This is a genomic window from Saccharococcus sp. Marseille-Q5394 (genome assembly GCF_946901335.1).
Lineage (GTDB): Bacteria > Bacillota > Bacilli > Bacillales_A > Planococcaceae > Sporosarcina > Sporosarcina luteola_C.
Genome location: NZ_CAMPPQ010000001.1, coordinates 1,845,794 through 1,864,955 on the forward strand (window position 1 = coordinate 1,845,794; position 19,162 = coordinate 1,864,955).

General features: G+C 46.6%; 19 protein-coding genes. 5 read left to right on the forward strand and 14 right to left on the reverse strand.

Translation table 11 applies throughout. The annotated features are described in order from the left end of the window. Window positions 1-22 precede the first annotated feature (22 nt). From OC538_RS08850 to OC538_RS08885, 8 genes are all read right to left on the reverse strand, one after another. The gene (locus tag OC538_RS08850; RefSeq protein ID WP_262174493.1) at window positions 23-457 is read right to left on the reverse strand and encodes a hypothetical protein; all 435 of its coding nucleotides are present in this window, start codon (window positions 455-457) and stop codon (window positions 23-25) included. 272 nt (window positions 458-729) lie between these two features. Further along, the gene (locus OC538_RS08855) at window positions 730-1,368 is read right to left on the reverse strand and encodes a YczE/YyaS/YitT family protein (RefSeq protein WP_262175241.1); all 639 of its coding nucleotides are present in this window, start codon (window positions 1,366-1,368) and stop codon (window positions 730-732) included. A gap of 91 nt (window positions 1,369-1,459) precedes the next feature. Continuing rightward, window positions 1,460-1,951 carry a Cys-tRNA(Pro) deacylase gene (ybaK, locus tag OC538_RS08860; protein ID WP_262174496.1) on the reverse strand — a complete coding sequence of 164 codons (492 nt, stop codon included), beginning with the start codon at window positions 1,949-1,951 and terminating at the stop codon, window positions 1,460-1,462. A 40-nt stretch (window positions 1,952-1,991) separates the two neighbouring features. Further along, window positions 1,992-2,420 (reverse strand): GNAT family N-acetyltransferase, encoded by a 429-nt coding sequence (locus tag OC538_RS08865; protein WP_262174499.1) that lies wholly within the window; start codon window positions 2,418-2,420, stop codon window positions 1,992-1,994. 253 nt (window positions 2,421-2,673) lie between these two features. After that, a complete protein-coding gene (locus OC538_RS08870; protein WP_262174501.1) occupies window positions 2,674-3,273 on the reverse strand; it encodes a hypothetical protein in 600 nt (199 codons plus the stop codon). A gap of 206 nt (window positions 3,274-3,479) precedes the next feature. Continuing rightward, window positions 3,480-5,648, reverse strand: a complete 2,169-nt coding sequence (locus OC538_RS08875; protein ID WP_262174503.1) for a DNA topoisomerase III — start codon at window positions 5,646-5,648, stop codon at window positions 3,480-3,482. Window positions 5,649-5,891: 243 nt separating this feature from the next. Beyond that, the gene (locus tag OC538_RS08880) at window positions 5,892-6,455 is read right to left on the reverse strand and encodes an NADPH-dependent FMN reductase (protein ID WP_251693457.1); all 564 of its coding nucleotides are present in this window, start codon (window positions 6,453-6,455) and stop codon (window positions 5,892-5,894) included. 76 nt (window positions 6,456-6,531) lie between these two features. After that, a complete protein-coding gene (locus OC538_RS08885) occupies window positions 6,532-8,466 on the reverse strand; it encodes a cation:proton antiporter (protein WP_262174507.1) in 1,935 nt (644 codons plus the stop codon). A 114-nt stretch (window positions 8,467-8,580) separates the two neighbouring features. On the opposite strand from OC538_RS08885, the gene OC538_RS08890 reads away from it, so the two are divergent. Next, a complete protein-coding gene (locus OC538_RS08890) occupies window positions 8,581-9,657 on the forward strand; it encodes a PseG/SpsG family protein (RefSeq protein WP_262174509.1) in 1,077 nt (358 codons plus the stop codon). A 24-nt stretch (window positions 9,658-9,681) separates the two neighbouring features. Further along, a complete protein-coding gene (locus OC538_RS08895; protein ID WP_251693454.1) occupies window positions 9,682-9,870 on the forward strand; it encodes an SE1832 family protein in 189 nt (62 codons plus the stop codon). Window positions 9,871-9,924: 54 nt separating this feature from the next. Here the strand turns inward: OC538_RS08895 and OC538_RS08900 are convergent, their stop codons facing one another. From OC538_RS08900 to OC538_RS08910, 3 genes are all read right to left on the reverse strand, one after another. After that, window positions 9,925-11,379 carry a phospholipase D-like domain-containing protein gene (locus OC538_RS08900; protein ID WP_251693453.1) on the reverse strand — a complete coding sequence of 485 codons (1,455 nt, stop codon included), beginning with the start codon at window positions 11,377-11,379 and terminating at the stop codon, window positions 9,925-9,927. A 249-nt stretch (window positions 11,380-11,628) separates the two neighbouring features. Continuing rightward, on the reverse strand, window positions 11,629-12,174 hold the full coding sequence (locus OC538_RS08905; RefSeq protein ID WP_251693452.1) for an RNA polymerase sigma factor: 546 nt from the start codon (window positions 12,172-12,174) through the stop codon (window positions 11,629-11,631). 143 nt (window positions 12,175-12,317) lie between these two features. Next, window positions 12,318-13,565: a hemolysin family protein gene (locus tag OC538_RS08910; RefSeq protein ID WP_262174517.1), complete on the reverse strand. Its 1,248-nt coding sequence runs from the start codon at window positions 13,563-13,565 to the stop codon at window positions 12,318-12,320. Between the two features lie 168 nt (window positions 13,566-13,733). On the opposite strand from OC538_RS08910, the gene OC538_RS08915 reads away from it, so the two are divergent. Beyond that, entirely contained in the window at window positions 13,734-15,131 is a 1,398-nt protein-coding gene (locus OC538_RS08915; protein ID WP_262174519.1) for a dipeptidase, read from the forward strand. Window positions 15,132-15,393: 262 nt separating this feature from the next. Here OC538_RS08915 and OC538_RS08920 read toward each other — a convergent pair whose 3' ends face one another. After that, entirely contained in the window at window positions 15,394-15,987 is a 594-nt protein-coding gene (locus tag OC538_RS08920) for a nitroreductase (RefSeq protein WP_251693449.1), read from the reverse strand. A 179-nt stretch (window positions 15,988-16,166) separates the two neighbouring features. On the opposite strand from OC538_RS08920, the gene OC538_RS08925 reads away from it, so the two are divergent. Further along, a complete protein-coding gene (locus tag OC538_RS08925; RefSeq protein ID WP_262174522.1) occupies window positions 16,167-17,012 on the forward strand; it encodes a DegV family protein in 846 nt (281 codons plus the stop codon). 137 nt (window positions 17,013-17,149) lie between these two features. Continuing rightward, the gene (locus tag OC538_RS08930) at window positions 17,150-17,749 is read left to right on the forward strand and encodes a class I SAM-dependent methyltransferase (protein ID WP_251693447.1); all 600 of its coding nucleotides are present in this window, start codon (window positions 17,150-17,152) and stop codon (window positions 17,747-17,749) included. A 42-nt stretch (window positions 17,750-17,791) separates the two neighbouring features. On the opposite strand, the gene OC538_RS08935 is transcribed toward OC538_RS08930, so the two are convergent. Both OC538_RS08935 and OC538_RS08940 read right to left on the reverse strand, forming a co-directional pair. After that, complete coding sequence (locus OC538_RS08935; RefSeq protein WP_251693446.1) at window positions 17,792-18,277, reverse strand: amidase domain-containing protein; 486 nt, start codon at window positions 18,275-18,277, stop codon at window positions 17,792-17,794. Between the two features lie 56 nt (window positions 18,278-18,333). Beyond that, window positions 18,334-19,116, reverse strand: a complete 783-nt coding sequence (locus OC538_RS08940; RefSeq protein ID WP_262175245.1) for an alpha/beta fold hydrolase — start codon at window positions 19,114-19,116, stop codon at window positions 18,334-18,336. Window positions 19,117-19,162: the final 46 nt, after the last annotated feature.

Consider the following 19,162-nt stretch of genomic DNA (forward strand, 5'->3'; position numbering starts at 1 on the left):
TTTCATGGCCCGTTCTACAAAGTCACTCACTATAATTATGCAGTTCAAATGACTCTTCAAAGTCATCCCATTTTACAGTTACTTTTATCACTTCATCTTTGCCTACTTTTGCCCCGCCTTTTGATTCACCTGAAGACAAAAATGCACCTGTTAATGGGGGTTCCGTGTACTCCTCAGTTAGCTTCCAGTGATTTCTATTCGATTCAAAAGAGTATTCAAGTGTTTGTAATGAAGACAACTCTTCTATAGAACCTTTATATTGTAAAACAAGCTGATAACTATCTTCGATTGAATACTTTCTTTGTCCGTTTTTTTCTCCCCATTTTTCTGTCCCTTTATACGAGTATTCAGCTTCCCAATGCTCACTTTCTCCACTAAACTTATAATCATGGTTCGTAGTTTCAGAACAAGCTGTTAAAACCATTATTGTAAATATGACAGATATTATTTTCTTCAAATCATCTCTCCCCCAAAAATATTGAATTGAACTGTCTCCTTACATTAACTATTCCAGCACTCTTCCAGAAATACCTCTTCTATAAGTTAAAAAACAAAAGAGCCGCCTAAGCGACTCCGTCCATTCTAGGGGACATTTTTTCCAATCCATCAATATAAAGCATCTTAGTGGTGACTCAACAACAAAAACAGGGACACCAATTCATATGCGAATTGTGTCCCTGTTTGCTATCAACGGAGCTACCTGAGATTCTAACGTATTGTTTATTAAATTTATTTAGTAAACAATACCTGTCCATCTTCCTCACCGGCAAGTTTCAGTAGCAGCTTGCGGCATTGAGGCAAGGCGTAGTGGACGATTTGGCCGAGGAGGAAGGCGATGATGACTGTGCCGATGCCGACCGGGCCGCCCAATAGCCAGCCCGCGAAGCCGACAATCACTTCATTCATCGTCCGCACCTTTTTCATGCTAATCCCAAGCTTGTCGACGAGGATGAGCATAAGGCTGTCTCGTGGCCCTGCACCGACATTGGGCGCGACATAGATACCGACGCCGTAAGACATGACAATGACACCGAGCGTGAAGATGATCACTTGCCCTGTCATCGTTTCGAATTCTGGCAATATCCAGTTGAAAAAGTCAATGAATAGGCCTAGCAGGAGCATGTTCAACCAAGTCCCGAGCTTCGGCCATTGTTTCATCATAATGGAGGTCAAAGTGATGAGGGTCAAGCCACTGATGATGCTCCATGTCCCGATTGTCAGCCCGAAGTGTCGGGATAGGCCGATGTGCAGGACGTCCCACGGGCCGACGCCAAGGCGCTGCCCTTTAATCGTCATCGTAATGCCGAGCGACAACACGATGACGCCGACAATAAAAAATGTCCATCTCCATACAAAAATCTTTCTCATCTGCATTCTTCTTTCCATGCTACTCCATCTTGGATAGCTAATTCTCTGTTTCTATATTGTAGCACGTGCCAAGAAGGCAAGATATATGCGATTAGTCTTTAATAACGTCGCTGAAAGACGCATCGGCAATAAGCGCTAGGTCCCTTGGAGACAATTTCATCTGCAATCCAGGCTTCCCTGCACTGACGACGAATTGGTCCAGATTTTCAGCAGAAGCGTCGATTACGGTCGGATATTTTTTCTTCATGCCAATTGCGGAACAGCCGCCACGAACATACCCTGTCTCTTTCGTCAGGTCTTTCAACGGGAGCATATCGAGCTTCTTTACACCCGCCGCCTTCGCAGATTTCTTCAAATCGAGCTCTTCCGCAACCGGCACGATGAAGACGAACAGCTCCCGCGGACCGGCAATCGTCACGAGTGTTTTGTAGACCGATTCCGCCGCTTGCCCCGTCTTCGCAGCGACCGACACGCCATCCAATTGGCCATCGTCTGTATCGTATTCCATCAGCTCATAGGGCACTTGTTCAGTGTCCAATAGCCGCACCGCATTCGTCTTCACTTGTTTCTTCTGCTTCGCCATAAGTTCACATCCACCTCCTGAAGAACTCTCCTAATTTAAATTAAAGTTGCTTTGTAAAACCAGTACTCTTCTCCCGATATCCCATCGCCTTATAGAAAGCGTGCGCTGCTATACGTTCGGTTCGATTCCCACTGTTTAACACAATACCAGCTGCCCCTTTGCTCATTGCCCACTCTTCAGACTCCGCCAATAAAAGTTTGCCTAGACCTTTTTTGCGATAGTTATCATCGACCACAAAGGCAACAATGCGGACATATATACCATCCGACTCATAAAAGATCCCCGTGCACAAACCAGACATGCCAACCACTTTTCCTTCAACTTCAATTACGAGAGTATGATAGGAAGGTTCTGCACTAATCTTTTCAAAACGTATCCTCATCTGTTCAACCGTAGTTGGATATCCTAACTGTACCATCAAGAAGGCCATTTGAGGAATATCACTCGAGCATGCTTCTCTTATTTTCATAATAGAATATCCCTTTCTGATGATCAAAAGGGCCGCCATTAACTGGCGACCCTTCCTAAATCACTTACGCCTCGGCGTAAGTGCGTCCAGATTTTGAATTGTGTATCGAACAGCGAAGGGTTCGATTTGCCGTATTTCTGCGTTCTTTGCAGAAATTAAGGCACTTTCAGGACGTCGCTAACTTAGACTACCATCCATGACTCCCTTCAAAATCTGTGACATCCGCCGGAGGCCATGACTTGCTTCAAGCAAGTCAGGCTGTTTTATTAATACTCGGCCATTCGGCAATAAAACCATTGCTCTTCGCTTCCACTTGGATTGAGTAGGCAGAAATCGCCTTTGCAAAGCGTTTTTGTTCCAATAGCACTTCCCGTTCAAGATCAGACGGGAGATCCATGGATGCCACCTTGAACGCGTCCGCCTTTGCCTGGTGCGCTTCTGCCTCTATTTGCGATTGCTCGCGCTTTTGGAGGGCGAGTCTCGCTTCCGTTTCCATGATCTTGGCAGAAGCGGTTGCTGCCAGCTGTTGATCCGCGATCGTCGGTTCCTGGACAGAAATCGCTTCCCTGCGGACGTCCCGCCATGCATCAATCGTCTCTTCCAACGTTTTCCCGAGAGGAAGGGCGATCTGCTTCACTTGCCCGGCATCCAGCTTCTTGAACTCTCGAATTTCGGAAACCGCTTCCGGTTCCTTCTTCCCTAACAGCAATGCTTCCAAGTCATCGAGCGTCTTCTGGTTTCGGCCGTTGTAGTCCGCCTGGCGATGATAGGCTTGTTCGGCATTTCTGCGTTTCACTGCGTCATATCGTTGCATTTGGTCTGCAGCGGACGCAAACGTCATGATGGCATTCATGTTACTCACCTCCCGATACGTATACGTATCCACTTTCAGTTATGTGTATTATATCCATTCTTCACATATGGAAACATCCTGCGAAAGAGCCAAAGTCTGATTATTCGAAAGGTACTTGTGACTGATTGTTTGTACCTACTTTTTCGACAGGCTTTCTATTTTTTCGACCATTACTAAGTGAGCAGATTTGGAATTCCAGTTTCGCATCACTTATCGAACATTTTTTTCAAAGCATCCGCCAATGCCGTATTCACAGGCTCTTCCTCCTGCTTTCTCATGAACTTCTGCACGTCGCGCTTGTCTGCCTTCTTGCCTCCGGACTGCGCGCGGCGTTTTTCAAAGGCTGAAAGTTTTTCTCTATGTCCGCATTTGCAAACGAAAATCCTTCCGTCCCCTTCGCCCCGCAATTCAAGCTTCTTCTTACAGTTCGGGCATCGCGCATTCGTCAATTGGGAGACATTGCGGCGATGACCGCATTCCCTGTCCTGGCAGACGAGCATTTTGCCGCGTTTGCCATTCACTTCAAGCAACGGCTTCCCGCAATCCGGGCACATTTTCCCCGTCACATTATCGTGTTTAAACTTTTTATCGTCCGTTTTGATTTCGCTGACGGTCTTCTTCGAGAAGTCCACCATCTCTTTCATGAATGCTTCTTTTCTCAATTTACCGTTGGCGATTTTCGTCAAGCTTTGCTCCCATTCAGCCGTCAAAGCCGGGGATTTCAAATCTTCCGGAACGAGTTCAAGCAGCTGCCTGCCTTTTGACGTCGTGAAGATATCATTCCCTTTTTTCTCGATGACGAATGAGCTGAACAGCTTCTCGATAATGTCAGCGCGAGTCGCAACTGTTCCGAGGCCGCCTGTCTCGCCAAGCGTCTTGATGAGATCCTTTGATTCCCCCGCCATGAACTGCGCAGGGTTTTCCATTGCCGCGAGCAATGTCCCTTCATTGAAACGTGCTGGCGGTTTTGTCTGTCCATCCGTCATGACGATTGCTCGGATTTTCACTTCAGCGCCTTTCGTGAATGACGGCAACCGGTCTGTATCTTCCTCTTCTTCGTCCGTGGAATAAACCGCCTTCCACCCTTCGTCCGTGACTGTCCTTCCTTTTGCTTTGAACATCTCCCCGCTCACGTCCATCTCGGCAGTCACTTGCTCATAGCGGAACGGACCGAAGAAGACGGCTAGGAACCGTTTGACAATAAGATCATATAAACGCTGTTCCTTATCGGACAGGTTTTGATAGATCGGCGTCTCTTCCGTCGGGATGATCGCATGGTGATCGGATACACGCTTGTCGTCAATAACGCCTTTCTGCGGCTTGATCGATTTCGATCGCAGAAGCACATTGACCGATTTCCGGTATGGCCCGATGTCGACAGCTTTAATACGTTCCTTCAGCGTCCCTTCCATATCTGACGTCAAATGCTTCGAGTCGGTCCGCGGATACGTCACCGCTTTATGCCGCTCGTATAAGTTTTGGAGTGTCGATAACGTCTCTTTCGCAGACCATGACCAGCGTTTATGCGCTTCCTTCTGCAATTCCGTCAAATCGAATAAAGGAGGTGCCGGCTGTTGCTTCGGTGTCGTCTTCACGTCGATCACCTTTCCGGAATGAACCCCGTCAAGCTTCGTCAATAGTTTTTCAATCGCTTCTTTATTAAACGATTGCGTTTGTCCCGCTTTATCTGACCATGTGAACCTCGCCGTTTCGGTCAACGCCTGCAAACCGTAATATGATTTCGGTCTGAATTTGCGGATTTGCTTTTCCCGCTCCGCAATCATAGCGAGTGTCGGCGTCTGGACACGCCCCGTGGACAATTGCGCATTGTATTTCACCGTCAAGGCGCGCGTCGCATTGATTCCGACAACCCAGTCCGCCTCTGCACGCGCAACCGCCGCCTCAAACAAGTTCTCGTATTGGCAGCCGTCCTTCAAGTTGTTGAAACCGTCTTTAATCGCTTTGTCAGTGACAGACGATATCCAAAGCCGTTTCACGGGCTTGCGGTTCTTCGCCATCTCCAAAATCCAGCGAGCGACAAGTTCTCCTTCACGTCCCGCGTCCGTCGCGATGATGACTTCATTTACATCACTGCGCCGAAGCTGCGCCTTGACTGCATTGAACTGTTTCGTCGTCTGGCGAATCGGCGTTAGCTTGAAGGGCTCCGGAATAATCGGTAAGTACTCAAGCTTCCATTCCTTATATTCATTGCCATACCCTTCCGGATCGGCATGCGTCACAAGATGCCCTAGCGCCCATGTGACGATATATTTTGTGCCTTCTAAAAAGCCATTTCCTTTTTTATTACAGCCGAGCACCCGCGCGATATCCCTCGCTACGGATGGCTTTTCGGCCAACACTACTGATTTGGACATGAATAAATCCCCTTTCTACATACTTTTATTATAAGGGAGAACGCGTTCCGTTGCATGTCAGGCGAAATTTGCGTACTTTGAGCGCTGGACAGTTCGTTTTGAGCGCGGGGTGACTAGCTTTTGGCGCATAACAACTCGCTTTCAGCAAGCAGCAGCACGCTTTGGACGCAGGACCTTCTCCCATTAAAAAAAGCTGCCACAGAAAGTCGATTTCCGACTTACTGTGACAGCCACTAATAAGATTCAATTCGCATCCAATACATCTTTCGATAGATCTTGGCTCATCTCTGTATACTTCGCAAACACCCTTGCCAACTCGCGCAGGCGGTTATGCACATCTTCATCAATGATGCGGTTATCCTGATCGAAATGGCCTGAATGGGTGTAGACGAAATTCGGTGTTACGAGACAGCGGAAGTAATCTAAAATCGGCTTCAGCTGATTTTCAGGAACGAGATGATGCTGGTACGTGCCGCCATTCGCAACGATTGAAACCGGCTTGTAGCGCATTGCATGCGGATGCAGCATGTCGAATGCATTTTTCAACACGCCCGGAATGGAACCTTGGAAGATCGGCGTTGCAATGATATATGCATCCGCCTCTTCAAACTTCCGAACCATTTCCTGCATGTCTTCGTTATATTGTTCCGACGGACGTCCATCGACGAATTGATGATCATAATCCGCCATTTTCATCCGTTCAATTTGGAAATCACCACTTGCTACCCTCACATATTCCTCGACCGCGTCAAGCACCGCGCCCGTTTTACTACCGATAATGGTCCCGTCCACAAACAAAACTTTCACTGGTCCATCCTCCTTAAAGCTGTGTTCACAATGACAATCGTACCATAACATTTGACACTATTGCCTGAAAATAAGCTTACTTGGAGTTCCCATTCGACTTCGGGGCCTCTCCCGGGATGTCCCGCTTGCCTGTAGAGGGATCTTCGGCGAACATCTCTTCCAATTTTTCGTACGGTATTTCCGTGTCGCCATTCTCCTCTTCCAACCGCTCCTTCACCCGCTCGATCGTTTTCGCCGGAGAAGATAAGGAGATCACCGCATCTCCCGCGTTCGCCTGCAATTCAACGTTCGGCGTGAAGAATTCAATGGAGCCATCAGCCCGCAGAATATAAAGCAGAATCGATTTATCATCCCGTTCACGCAAATATTGCGTGTAGCTATATTGCTTCGTGATGAGCGTCTTCCGGATGACGTGCCCTGCATGCATCCGCTCCTCCAGACTGTAGATCGAGATGGACGGGGAAAACAACGTCTGTCCGCCAATAACCGTGAATGCTTCGACGTCTTTTCCGACATGGAAGGCCGTTTGGAATAAATGATCCCGTCCCAGATCCGGCTCAAAGTCTGCACAAACATGCGCGTTGTACAGATCCACCTTCGTCATCGCCAGCATATACCGGTAGGGTGTCAAATCGATATGATATTCAACCTGCTCAGACAGGATATCCCCTATATAACTATCAAGTCCGCGCTTTCTTGCATCTGCTAGCGCCGCCCACGATTGATCGATGAGTAGAACTTCATTCCCTGTATCTTTAATCGATTGCGCCATCTCAGCCGCAAATCGCGTTCCGCCTATGATGGCGACCCCAGATTCTTCGGTCGTTGTCAGATTCAGCTTCCTGGCAATGAACCCAATTGAGAATCCGTGCAGCACGACTGTTGATAGGACGAGCGCAAACGTCAGGGCGGTGAGCAGCTCCGCATCTTCATAGCCATTTTCCAACAAGATGGAGGCAAAATACCCCGACACAGTCAGCGCGACAATTCCCCTTGGCGCAATCCAGCCGATCAGCAGTTTTTCACGGACATTCAAATCCGTCCCGATCGTGGAAATCCAGATTGACAATGGCCGGACGACAAACAGCATCGCCGCAACATACAACATGATGGCCGGGTTGAAAATTTCAATCAAGATTTTCGGATCTAGAGACGCGGTCAGCATAACGAATATTCCTGAGATAAGCAGTACAGAAATGTTCTCTTTGAAGTGACGCACATCATTTAATGTCGTCAGGCGCATATTCGCCATCTTCATCCCCATCGCCGTAACGGCAAGCAAACCCGTTTCATGCATGATTTCATCCGCAAAGACAAAGGTGAACAGCACGATGACGAAAAGGATCGGCGCCTTTAGAAACTCTGGGATACTTCCCCGCTCGAAAGCGTTCCCGATGAACAATGCCGCGAACCATCCGAGAAGGACTGCAAACGCGGAAGCTGCGAAGAAGAGCAACAACGCCTTCAACGTCACTTCGGCGTTGATGAATTTAATAAATTCAAATGCAAACACGGCGAGCAATGCACCGAACGGATCGACGACAATCCCTTCCCATTTTAAGATTGCCGCTGGCCGCGGTTTCAACTTCGCCTGCCGCAATAAAGGCAGAATCACTGTCGGGCCGGTCACGATGAACAACCCTCCGATAATGAAAGAGACCTCCCATGAAAGACCCGCCAAATAATGCGCCGCCAACGAGCCGGCGATCCAAGCGATGAATGCCCCGATTGTAACAATCCTTCCGACAGGTTTGCTGAATCCTTTAATTTCCCTAACATCCAGATTCAAGCTTCCTTCAAAAAGAATGATAGCGACTGCAAACGTGATGATCGGGCCAAATAAATCCCCCATGCTTTCTTGCGGATTGATCAATCCGAATACCGGACCGACGAGCAATCCCGCAAGTGCCATGACGACGATTGCGGGCATGCGGTATTTCCATGCGATCCATTGGGAAAGCATTCCGATCAAGATGACGAGCATCAAGTCGAACAATAAAGAATCGAACAACGGAAACACCTCGTTTCAGTAAGAATAAGTGATAGTTTATCACAATTCCTTTTTCATTCAACGTATTTGTACATAACTCGTTTTTTCCAAACATAGGGTGAAAAGGAGAGTAGTTTGTACACAGGAATAGAAAGGGTGATTCCAATAGAAAACTCAAAAAAGAAAACTGTTGCATTTTACATTGCAAGGTCGGACGGCAAAGGTTCGTACCCGGCAAAAAGGGCATCCGTGCTCGCTAAGGACATCGCGAAAGAAGTGAACGTCCTATTCATCGTCGGTGAAAACTCCCCTTCACCTCCCGATGGCTTTAAATCGATTACGATCGGTAAAAAGGCCAATCTCATACAGACATTGACACTCATCCGTCCCGACCTCCTCATCCGTGATACAGGCCCTACAGTTTCCGAGGAAGTGGAGAAAATCCGCAATATCGTCCCTTCCCTATTGCATTTCGATGATTTCGGGGACGGAAAGAATCAAGCGGACTTCGTATTCCAGACACTCCTAGAGGAGACGATCGAAGAGCATGCGGAGCATATTATTATTGATCGCCAGCTTTTCATTGCCGATCCAACACTGACATCTGTTGAAAAATCCGGTTTGCGGAAAAGTGCCCCGGGCCCCCTCCCCCATCTCGTCATTTCATTCGGCGAAGAGGATGAAGGTAATTTGACATACCGCGCACTCCGGCATGTGTCCCAGCTGCAGATTCCGTTGAAAGTGACTATCCTCGTCGGTGAGTGCTACCCTCATGACGTCAGCACACTCCGGATGATGGCGCTCGGAAGACGCAACACGGTTGTCCAGCAGCCGCCGTACAATATGGCCGAAGTCTACGCGACAGCGGACGTGGTTTTATGCGCATCGGGCTATATGCCTTATGAAGTCGCAGTCATGGGAATCCCGTGCGTCGTGCTCTCCCAGAACGATTTCGAGCTTGGACTTGCATTTCCGAAAGAACAGCACGGATTCGTCCATCTCGGTCTCGGTCGGAAAGTGAAGCAGTCGAATCTGCTGAATGCCATCATGGAGCCGCTGTTGCATGAACCATTGAGGAAACGTTCAATTGAACGCCAACTATCGCTTGGGCTCGGCAACGGGAAAGATAAAATTGTCGAGACAATCCATTATTTATTGGAACACCCGAAACGCGGAGCGGGCGGAAAAGCGCTGTCGGATATGCTACACTGAAGGAAAACGATGGGGGTTTTCCTTATGAATAAACGACAGATCGAATCAGCAATCGCGGAATTGAAAATGGATTATATCAGCTTGCAGGGCGACGTGGAGAAACTGGAGTCGACAGGTCACGCGGATTCAGTCCATAAAGCGGAGCAGCGCCTTGCCGCGATGGAAGAAAGACTGGCCGAACTGAACAAACAACTTGCTGATCTTCCCGAATAAAGAAAAGGCTGCCGACGAACGGGATTCCTGTTCGTGGACAGCCTTTTTGGGCGTTTAATAGGTTGTCAGTTTTAATAATTCCTGAAGGCGGTAGATGCCCCGTTGGAAGAATGTGAATCCATCTTGATACTCCTTGAAATCGAGTGTGTAAAGAGCGTCTTCATTGTTCCAAAGACGGTCGAAATAGTCATCGATGTCTTCGACTAGCTCGCTGTCATTCAACGCGACGACCCTCAAATTTGCCTCTAAGTTGTAATTGTTCAGCGTCCGATCCGTCAAATTCGCAGAGCCGTTCGTAATATACGTTTCCTGCTTCGTCTGGACAACGACGAGCTTCGTATGGTATTGTCCGACGACCGTATTGTACCACCGGACATCGAGCTCACCATCCGTCTCGTCCATCATCTTCTGAAGAACTGGACGGTTCGGCAAGCCCGACTTCTCATTGCCGAACGAGTTTTCATTCGGATCCAAAATCATTTGGACATGGACGCCGCGATTCGATGCATCGACAATCGCCTGAACGATATCAGGCATTGCAATAAAAAACATGCCCATGCGGATCGTATCCCCTTCTTGGGCTGCGGCAATGTCGCCGAGAAGTGCATCGTGGATCTTCTTTTCCGTCAAGTATTGGACTGCATAATCGCCGCCGGGCTCCTCCTCAGTATTCACACGCGGCAAGGAGCCGCCATTTGTATAGCGGACGACCGCTTCCTCTGCCTCTAAAATATCATTTAAAATGCCTGCGCCTTTCACTTTCAAGGCGACATTGCCATGGAGGCCGCTCGCGTCATGCGGATTGCCTGACGTCACGATTGCTGACTTGTCCGTCACCATCGTCTTCCGGTGGTTCGCTTTCACATTCAATAGGATCATATAGGATCTCAGTGTCATTTTCGGTGCTTTGCTCGACATTGCATTGGCGATCCAGCCTTCCTTTTCGAAGTTTACCCAGCGGAAGATAGTCCGGTAGAGCCCCGAATAGATAGGCGTCGAGTCTCGCAGATCATCGAGATTGGTATAGACGACTTCAATGCCGGCGTCCTCCATTTGGCTGAACCATTTCGATTCATAAGAGCCGTAACCAGTATTAAGGGGGTCGGTAATAAAAATGATAGGCATTTTCGGATTCTCTTTTTTCTTTTTAATCAATTTCTCCGTCAGCGTTTCCGTGATGTTAGGAAAGTCGATTTTTTCATCCGTATAATGGTCCATGAGGAAGAAATCAAGGACGATGAACTCCTCCGCCTCGTCAATCATTTTGTAGATTTCATCAAAGATGGAGAGCTCATGCACCATCCCATCGCCTTTTTTGTTTTGGGCGTACGTAAGGTCGGTGAGCATCTCAACATCGTCGGTCCAATGGATATCCCCCTTGTAATTCAGATTATCCGGGAGCGGTTTATATGTATGCCAAACAATCACACCTACATATAGGAATGTGAATAATAGAATGGCCATAAGGATGATCCATTTCGGACTCACCCATTTTTTCGTTTTCTTCATTCAATCAACCCCGTATTCTACTTGCCTTTACAAGTTCCCCTAACTGGCTTGATGCAAACTACTAATTCCACTTCAAGAGCGCATAAACTCCTCCAATAACGCATAACTCCTCACAGAAGTCCATAAATCATGATAAAAGCGTATAAATCGGTATAGATGCGCATAAACCGCTATAAACGTCCATAAACTCTCACAAATACGCATAAAATAAAAAATGCCCCGTGTAAGAGGCATTTTTCATTTATCCGATTAAGCAGTGACGTATTCCCTCACTGTTGTGTCGTCCATCATTAATTCCTTCAAGTACTTCTTCGCACGGAACAGACGGGATTTCACTGTGCCGATCGATACTTTCATCAATTCGGCGATTTCGATCAACGAATATTGGTATACATAGAAGTATTCAATCGTTGTCCGGTAAATGCTGTCCAATTCGCCGATTTTCTGCTGCACCATGAGCTGGATGTCGTTTTGTTCGATCAATTCGCTCGGTGTCGGATTGTCGCTGGGAACCAAATCGAGTATCGGAACGTCCAATGTTTCAGGTTGGTTCATAACGTGTTTGCTTCTTCTGACATCCTTCCGGTAACGGTCGCGGAATGTGTTCATACAGATTGTCGTCAGCCAAGCTTTCATACGGTCTACACTATCCATCTTTCCGCTGTAGCGGACAACCTTGACCCATACGTCTTGCATGAGGTCTTCAGCTTCCTCTTTATTGCGAGTCAATTTCAAACATAAATGATATATGTAACGGCCATATTCATCATATAGCTCTGTCAAGTCGATTTTCATATGATAACTCCTCCGTTTTGTAACTGTTGTCCTTATTATCAAGGAATCTTCCATTACAAACTATCGACTTGCCTTTCACTAAACTTACAAAGTTGTAAGTTTCACTAATAAAAAACACCCCGCAATTTTCTGCGGGGCGTTCGTCATTCTTGTTCAATTTCCTGATCATACCGCTTCGTGATCTTCATTTTAACGATACGGCTGCGATCCATTTCCTCGATTTCGAAGTACAGGTTTTCGTATGTAAAACGTTCCCCTTCTTCAGGTACATGGCCGAGCTCTTGCATGACGAATCCGCCAATTGTTTCGTGGTCGGTCGGCAATTCGACGTCGAGTAAGTCGATGGCGTCGACAATTTCAAGGCGTCCATGACAGATTAACAGGTCCTCGTTCTTTTCATAAACGAGCACTTCTTCATCAAAGTCGGTTTCATCCTCGATATCCTGCCCGATCATTTCTTCGATAATATCCTCTTGTGTGACGATACCAAGCGTTCCGCCGTATTCATCGAGCACGATGGCCATATGTTTTTTATTCGCAAGCATAAGTTTGAACACTTTTTCGACGCTTGCTGTCTGGACTACGAATAAAGGCTCTTCATCCATCAAATCGGCAAGCTTCTTGTCCGGATGCATGGACCATTCGATCAACGTCTTCGAATAGAAAATCCCAACGACCTTATCGATGCTTTCCTCGTAAATCGGATAACGTGTATAGAAGTATTCCAATATCGTATCGCGTACTTCTTCGTATGTCGATTCAATCGGCAGCCCGATCACATCGGTGCGGTGCGTTTCCATTACATCAGAGACGTCTTTTTCCGGAAAATCGAGAACACCTTTTAACCGGAGCGATTCCTCCTGTTCAAATGTCCCTTCCGTCGAAGCGATGTCCACCATGGAACGGAGCTCTTCCTTCGTCAACGTAGCTTCCGTTACAGCACCTTTCGAAATGATACGAACGAAGATGTTCGTGAATAAAGAGAGGAGAACCGTCAATGGCGTCAACAGTACGACTAATATCGAAATCGTTGGCGCTACGACGTAGGCAATTCGATCGGCAAACGTCGCTGCAATCGTCTTCGGCAACACTTCCCCGAATACGATGAGCACGACCGTCAAAATCCCTGTCAAAACCCCGACTTTCAAACCTCTATCGATTGCAATCATTGTGACAATTGTCGGCATCATAATATTTGCTACGTTGTTTCCAATTAGGATGGCCGTGATCATCCGATCCGGCTTCGAAATCAAGTTTCTTAGCTTGATCGATTTCGGATCGCCTTGCTCGGCACGAAGCTGAACTTTCATGCGGTTGACCGCAGTAAGGGCCGTCTCACTCCCTGAAAGGAAGAACGACATAAGTAAAAAGAACCCTAGTGCTATAAACAAAAGTGATTCCTCCCGGAGTTTCTGTACTTCAACAGTTCGTTCATTTAGCAACTTTTACATATCATCATAACATACTCATAGCAAATCCGTCCTTTTGAATAACTTGATTCCTACCAACATGATATAATACTTTCATTCACGAAATAATTTTGAAATGAGGGATTCACTATGAGTCAGTTGGAGAAAATAGACACGTACTTCACATCTAAACGGGAAGAGCATTTGGAGCAATTGAAAGATTTCCTTCGTATTCCTAGCATCAGTGCTTTGTCAGAGCATAAGTCTGATATGCAAAAAGCGGCTGAATGGTTAAAGGATTCATTCCACCAGGCGGGGCTTGAAAACCTGTCGATAGATGAGACGGAAGGACATCCCGTCGTCTATGGGGACTGGCTTCATGCGGAAGGAAAACCGACAATCCTGTTTTATGGGCACTACGACGTCCAACCTGTCGACCCGTTGAACCTATGGGAAAGCGGCCCGTTCGAACCGGAAGTGCGCGACAATAAATTGTATGCGCGCGGGGCGAGTGATGACAAAGGCCAAGTGTTCATGCATATTAAAGCGGTCGAAGCACTCATGAATGAAAACGGAAGCTTGCCGGTGAACGTCAAATTCATCATTGAAGGTGAAGAGGAAATCGGCAGTCCGAACCTCGAGAAATATATCGAGGAGAATAAAAAGAAATTGGCGGCCGATATTATCGTCATTTCCGACACCGGCATGTACGGACCTGGAAAGCCAGCGATTTGTTACGGATTGCGGGGACTTGCCGGCGTCCAGATTGACGTCAGAGGTGCAAAAGGCGATTTGCATTCAGGTATTTACGGAGGCGGTGTGCAAAATCCGATTCACGCCATCTCCGAAATCCTCGCATCGTTCCATGATAAGGAAGGGACGATTGCAGTCGACGGTTTTTACGAGGATGTACGTCCGTTAGCGGATGAAGAACGTGCTGCGTACGAAGCACTTAACTTCGATGAGGATGCATTGAAGCAGGAAATCGGCGTCGGCGAGCTATTCGGCGAAAAAGGCTATTCGTACTTGGAGCGGACATGGACACGCCCTACTTTGGAAGTCAATGGCGTCTTCGGTGGCTTCTCAGGAGAAGGCATCAAAACCGTATTGCCATCTGAAGCCGGCGCAAAAATCACTTGCCGTCTCGTTCCCGACCAGGATCCGGAGGACATCGTAAAGAAATTGAAGGCTCATATCGAAAAGCATAAACCTGCCGGTGTATCGGTGACGGTGAGCGAGTTCGATAAAGGAAAGCCTTTTATCACGCCTTTCGATCATCCAGCCATCCAAGCTGCAGGCAAGTCATATGAAAAAGTATATGATGTGCCGACCGCTTTTACGCGAATGGGCGGGTCGATTCCGATCGTGGCAGCATTCGATGAAATTTTGAATTTGCCGGTTGTCCTTATGGGATTCGGCCTGTCGAGCGAGAATTTCCATGCCCCTAACGAGCATTTCCATTTGGAGAACTTCGATAAAGGCTTGCGCGTTATTGGGGATTATTATTATGAGCTTGCACAGTTTTCGAAGGATGATTTGAAGAAATAAATTTGAATATGAAGCGGCTTTGAGCGCAGAGCAGCTTGTCTTGGGCGCGGAATTGGAATTTTGAGCACGAATGCGGATTCTTGAGCGCGTGGCGGCTTGCTTTGAGCGCAAAAGCTCAATTTTGAGCGCGGAGTGGCTTGCTTTGAGCGCGGACCGGCTTGTCTTGAGCGCAAATCCGAATTCTTAAGTGCGGCACTCCTTCATAAAAAAATAGAGCTGTCGCAGAAAGTCATTAGTCGACTTTCCGGACAGCTCTTTTATCTTATGCTTCTTCCTGTTCGTCTTCCTTACCATAAAACGTGACGATGTCTTCAAGCGGTGTACGTACACGGTTTTTTGGAATATCATCGTAATAGCCGAATTGCAGCATGCTGATGATCCGCTCGCCAGACTTTACGCCAAGCTCTTCACGGAATTTCGGATTGTCGATGAATGGCGGTGTTTTCCAGCATGTCCCGATTCCCTGGTCCCATGCAAGAAGCATCGCATTTTGAATCAACGCGCTTGCCGCTGCAAAATCTTCCAGTCGTTCCTTCTGGCGTACATCCTCTTTGACGACGACGAAGACGACGGCTCCAGGTGCGCGGAACTTCTTCATTTGCTTCTCCAAGTCCTCTTCGGACAACTCTTTCCACTTAGGAACGCCATATTCTCTTAGGACATCCTGGAACTTTACGTATTCCTGGTTGGCGGCAACGATGAAACGCCACGGATTACGTAAACCATGGTTCGGCGCCCATCTGGCATCTTCCAAGATGGACATTATATTTTCAAGATCGACCGGTTGCCCATTAAAGTTTTTAACCGAGCGGCGGTTAATGATTGCTTCTCTTACCGAAAGTGCTTGTTCATTCATAATTATGAACTCCCCTTTGTATCATACTGTCGACCATTATACACGAAAAGCGAGCGACTAGGGAAATCCTCGTCAGTTTCAATGATCTTCCAAATTTTAATCCTATTTGTATTCCGCAGGATTACTTTCTGTAGTATAGTAATGAAAGAAGCGAATGTTTAGAAAAGGATGACTGCCAAATGACAAAAAAGCCGATAGCATGGATAACAGACAGCACTGCCTATATTTCAGAAGAACTCAAAAATCACCCTGATTTCTATTCGATTCCGTTGAATATACATTTCGGGGAAAAGCAATTTGTCGATGGTGTTGACCTGACACCAACACAATTATACGAAAACATTAAGAACGCGACGGAGTTTCCAAAGACATCCCAACCGTCAGCCGGTGAATTTGCCGAGCAGTTTAAAAAGATTGCGGAAAACTATGAGCAAGCAATCGCAATCCATGTATCAGCCAAGTTGAGCGGCACGCTCTCCTCTTCCATGGCTGGCGCTGATATCGTGGGCTTCCCTATCACCTTTATCGATTCCCTCTCCTTGTCATATGGGATCACCGGGTTGATAGAGAAAGGGATGAAATTGCAAAACGAAGGAGCATCCGTACCAGAAATCAAAGAACAGCTCGAAAAAATGACGTCTACATTGAAGAATTTCATTTACATCGGCCAACTGGAACAGTTGTACAAAGGCGGCCGGATGAGTGGCGTCCAATTCTTCCTCGGCAGCTTGTTGAAAGTGAAGCCGATCATCCAAATCACGTCTGATGGGAGATTGGAAGCGATTGATAAAGTCCGTTCGGAAAAAAAGGCGCTACAGTATTTAGTCGATAAGGTTGCAGAAGGCCATCCGAAAGGCAAAGGAAATGTGTATTTAATGCAAGGCAACGTACCGGAACAGGCAGAGCAATTGAAAGATTTGATTCTCAGCCAAGTGCCGGGGCTTAGCGTGGAAATCGGCGACATCAGCTCCACCCTCGCCGTTCATGCAGGCGAAGGGACAATTGCAATGTTGTGGTATGAATAAACATAGAAAAATTTAAACGTGATCATTCTTAATATAGCCTCTTCCTGATTATGCCGGGAAGAGGTGTTTTGTTATCGAGACCCTTGCTATAATATCCATTATGTAGCTGAATTTAATTATGAAGAGGAGCAGAATAAATGGAAAATAACGTTTTTGAACAGATGGCAAAAAGGTATGATACAGAAGAAAGAATCGAATTAGCTAAAGTGATTGTTAACGAAGTAAGACCAGAATTACAAAATAGCACATCAAAATCTTTACTAGACTATGGCAGTGGTACTGGCTTGGTCAGTTTGGAACTAGCAGACTTAGTGGATTCTGTTTTGTTGGTCGATTCTTCCAAAAAAATGTTGGAGGTTGCGGAAGCTAAAATTTCTCGCAATAGGATCACCAACTCAAAAGTTCTATTTTCCGATTTCACTCAAGAAACTCCTGAACTAAAGGCCGACATCATTTTACTGTCTCTCGTCCTCCTTCATATTCCGAATACCGAAAAAATCCTTAAAGAACTTTTCAATATTTTAAACGATGGCGGAAAACTGATCATTATTGATTTTGACAAAAACGATAATGTGAATCACCCGAAAATTCATAACGGCTTCTCGCATGAAGAACTGCAGAAAAGGTTGTCCGATGTTGGGTTTACATCAATTGACATGAAGACTTTCCATCATGGAGAACGTATTTTTGTGCATGAAGATGCATCTATGTTTATTTCCACAAGTAAAAAAATATAAAAAGACGGATTGCCTGAATGAATGGCTCCGTCTTTTTCCGCTTCACGTGAAATAATCATTGATTTTAAAGAAGACATACTTCGCATTTTCCCGCCATGCATAGGAGTCTTTATAATCCCATGTCCGATGGTACGCATCATACGTATGAGCATTGACAAGAGGCATGGCGCCGTCCTTCGCCGTGACGATCGTTGTATGGTCGAATCGTCCGTCCCCTTGGAAGTCATAGCAAATGACATCACCTAGATCTAGCTCCTCAGGCGAAGAGACTTGTCGCGCAGTCAATCCCTTCTTGGAACCCGCCAAATACCATCGCATTGAATGTGCAACCGACCAACTGAAGCTCCACGTCCCCCCTTTTAGCCACCAGCCACGTTCGCGGTTTGGATACCCATACATCGGCGCCCCGCCAGCGCGTAGACATTGTGAAATATAACTCGTACAGTCGACATCGAATGCAGGATAGGCCGGATTCCTGCGATTCCACCATTCATCCGCATACCTGACCGCTGCTTCCCGGTTATACAATTCATGAACACCCCCGTGTCTCATCGTATGAAAACGAGTAGAGTAGCATGAGTTTACTATCGAATGAATTGTGTCAACAACCGATTGAACTTATCGCGTTCTTCCCAGAAAGCGCCATGACCACTATATTTGAATGAGATTAGCCGCGAATTCGGAATAAGTTCATTTACCTCCTTTGCTTGTGAAAATGGAATTACTTTGTCATGAATACCATGAATGATTAACGTGGGGGCACTAATTTCCGATAGGTCTTTATACAAATTCAAATCTCTTAACAATTGTATGATTGCAGCGGTCGACCATCCTGCAGCCTGCATGCCCATCTGAAAAAACCAATCAGAGAATTGGTTAGTTATATACTGAAAGAAAAAACCATCAATTACATCCCGCATCATATTTGGACGATCATTTAACGTTTGTGTAAGATATCGATTTGCTGTTTCTGTAGAGAATCCTAGTGGGGCTGCCGCATCGACAAGGACTAGCTGGGATACCCCGTAACCTTTGTATCTGGTCATATATCTAATCGCAATGGATCCACCCGTTGAGTGTCCAACAAGCGCAAAGTTCTCTAGTTGTAGCGCACCCACAACAGCACGGATATCATCAGCTAGTCTATCTAACGTATAGCCATCGAAAGGTTTATCCGAATTTCCGAAGCCCCTCCAGTCTATGCCGATACAACGAAACCCCATTGATGGGAGAACATCAAACTGATATTCGAACTGTTTATGGCTCAATGGCCAGCCATGTATAAACACTATGGTCTTATTGCCTTGTGGGTTTAGATCCTCAACGAATAAATTCACACCTGGCTCTACGTTCACAAAATATCCGATAACGATTCCTCCGTTAACATAATGACTTCGCCATTAAGATATTCAT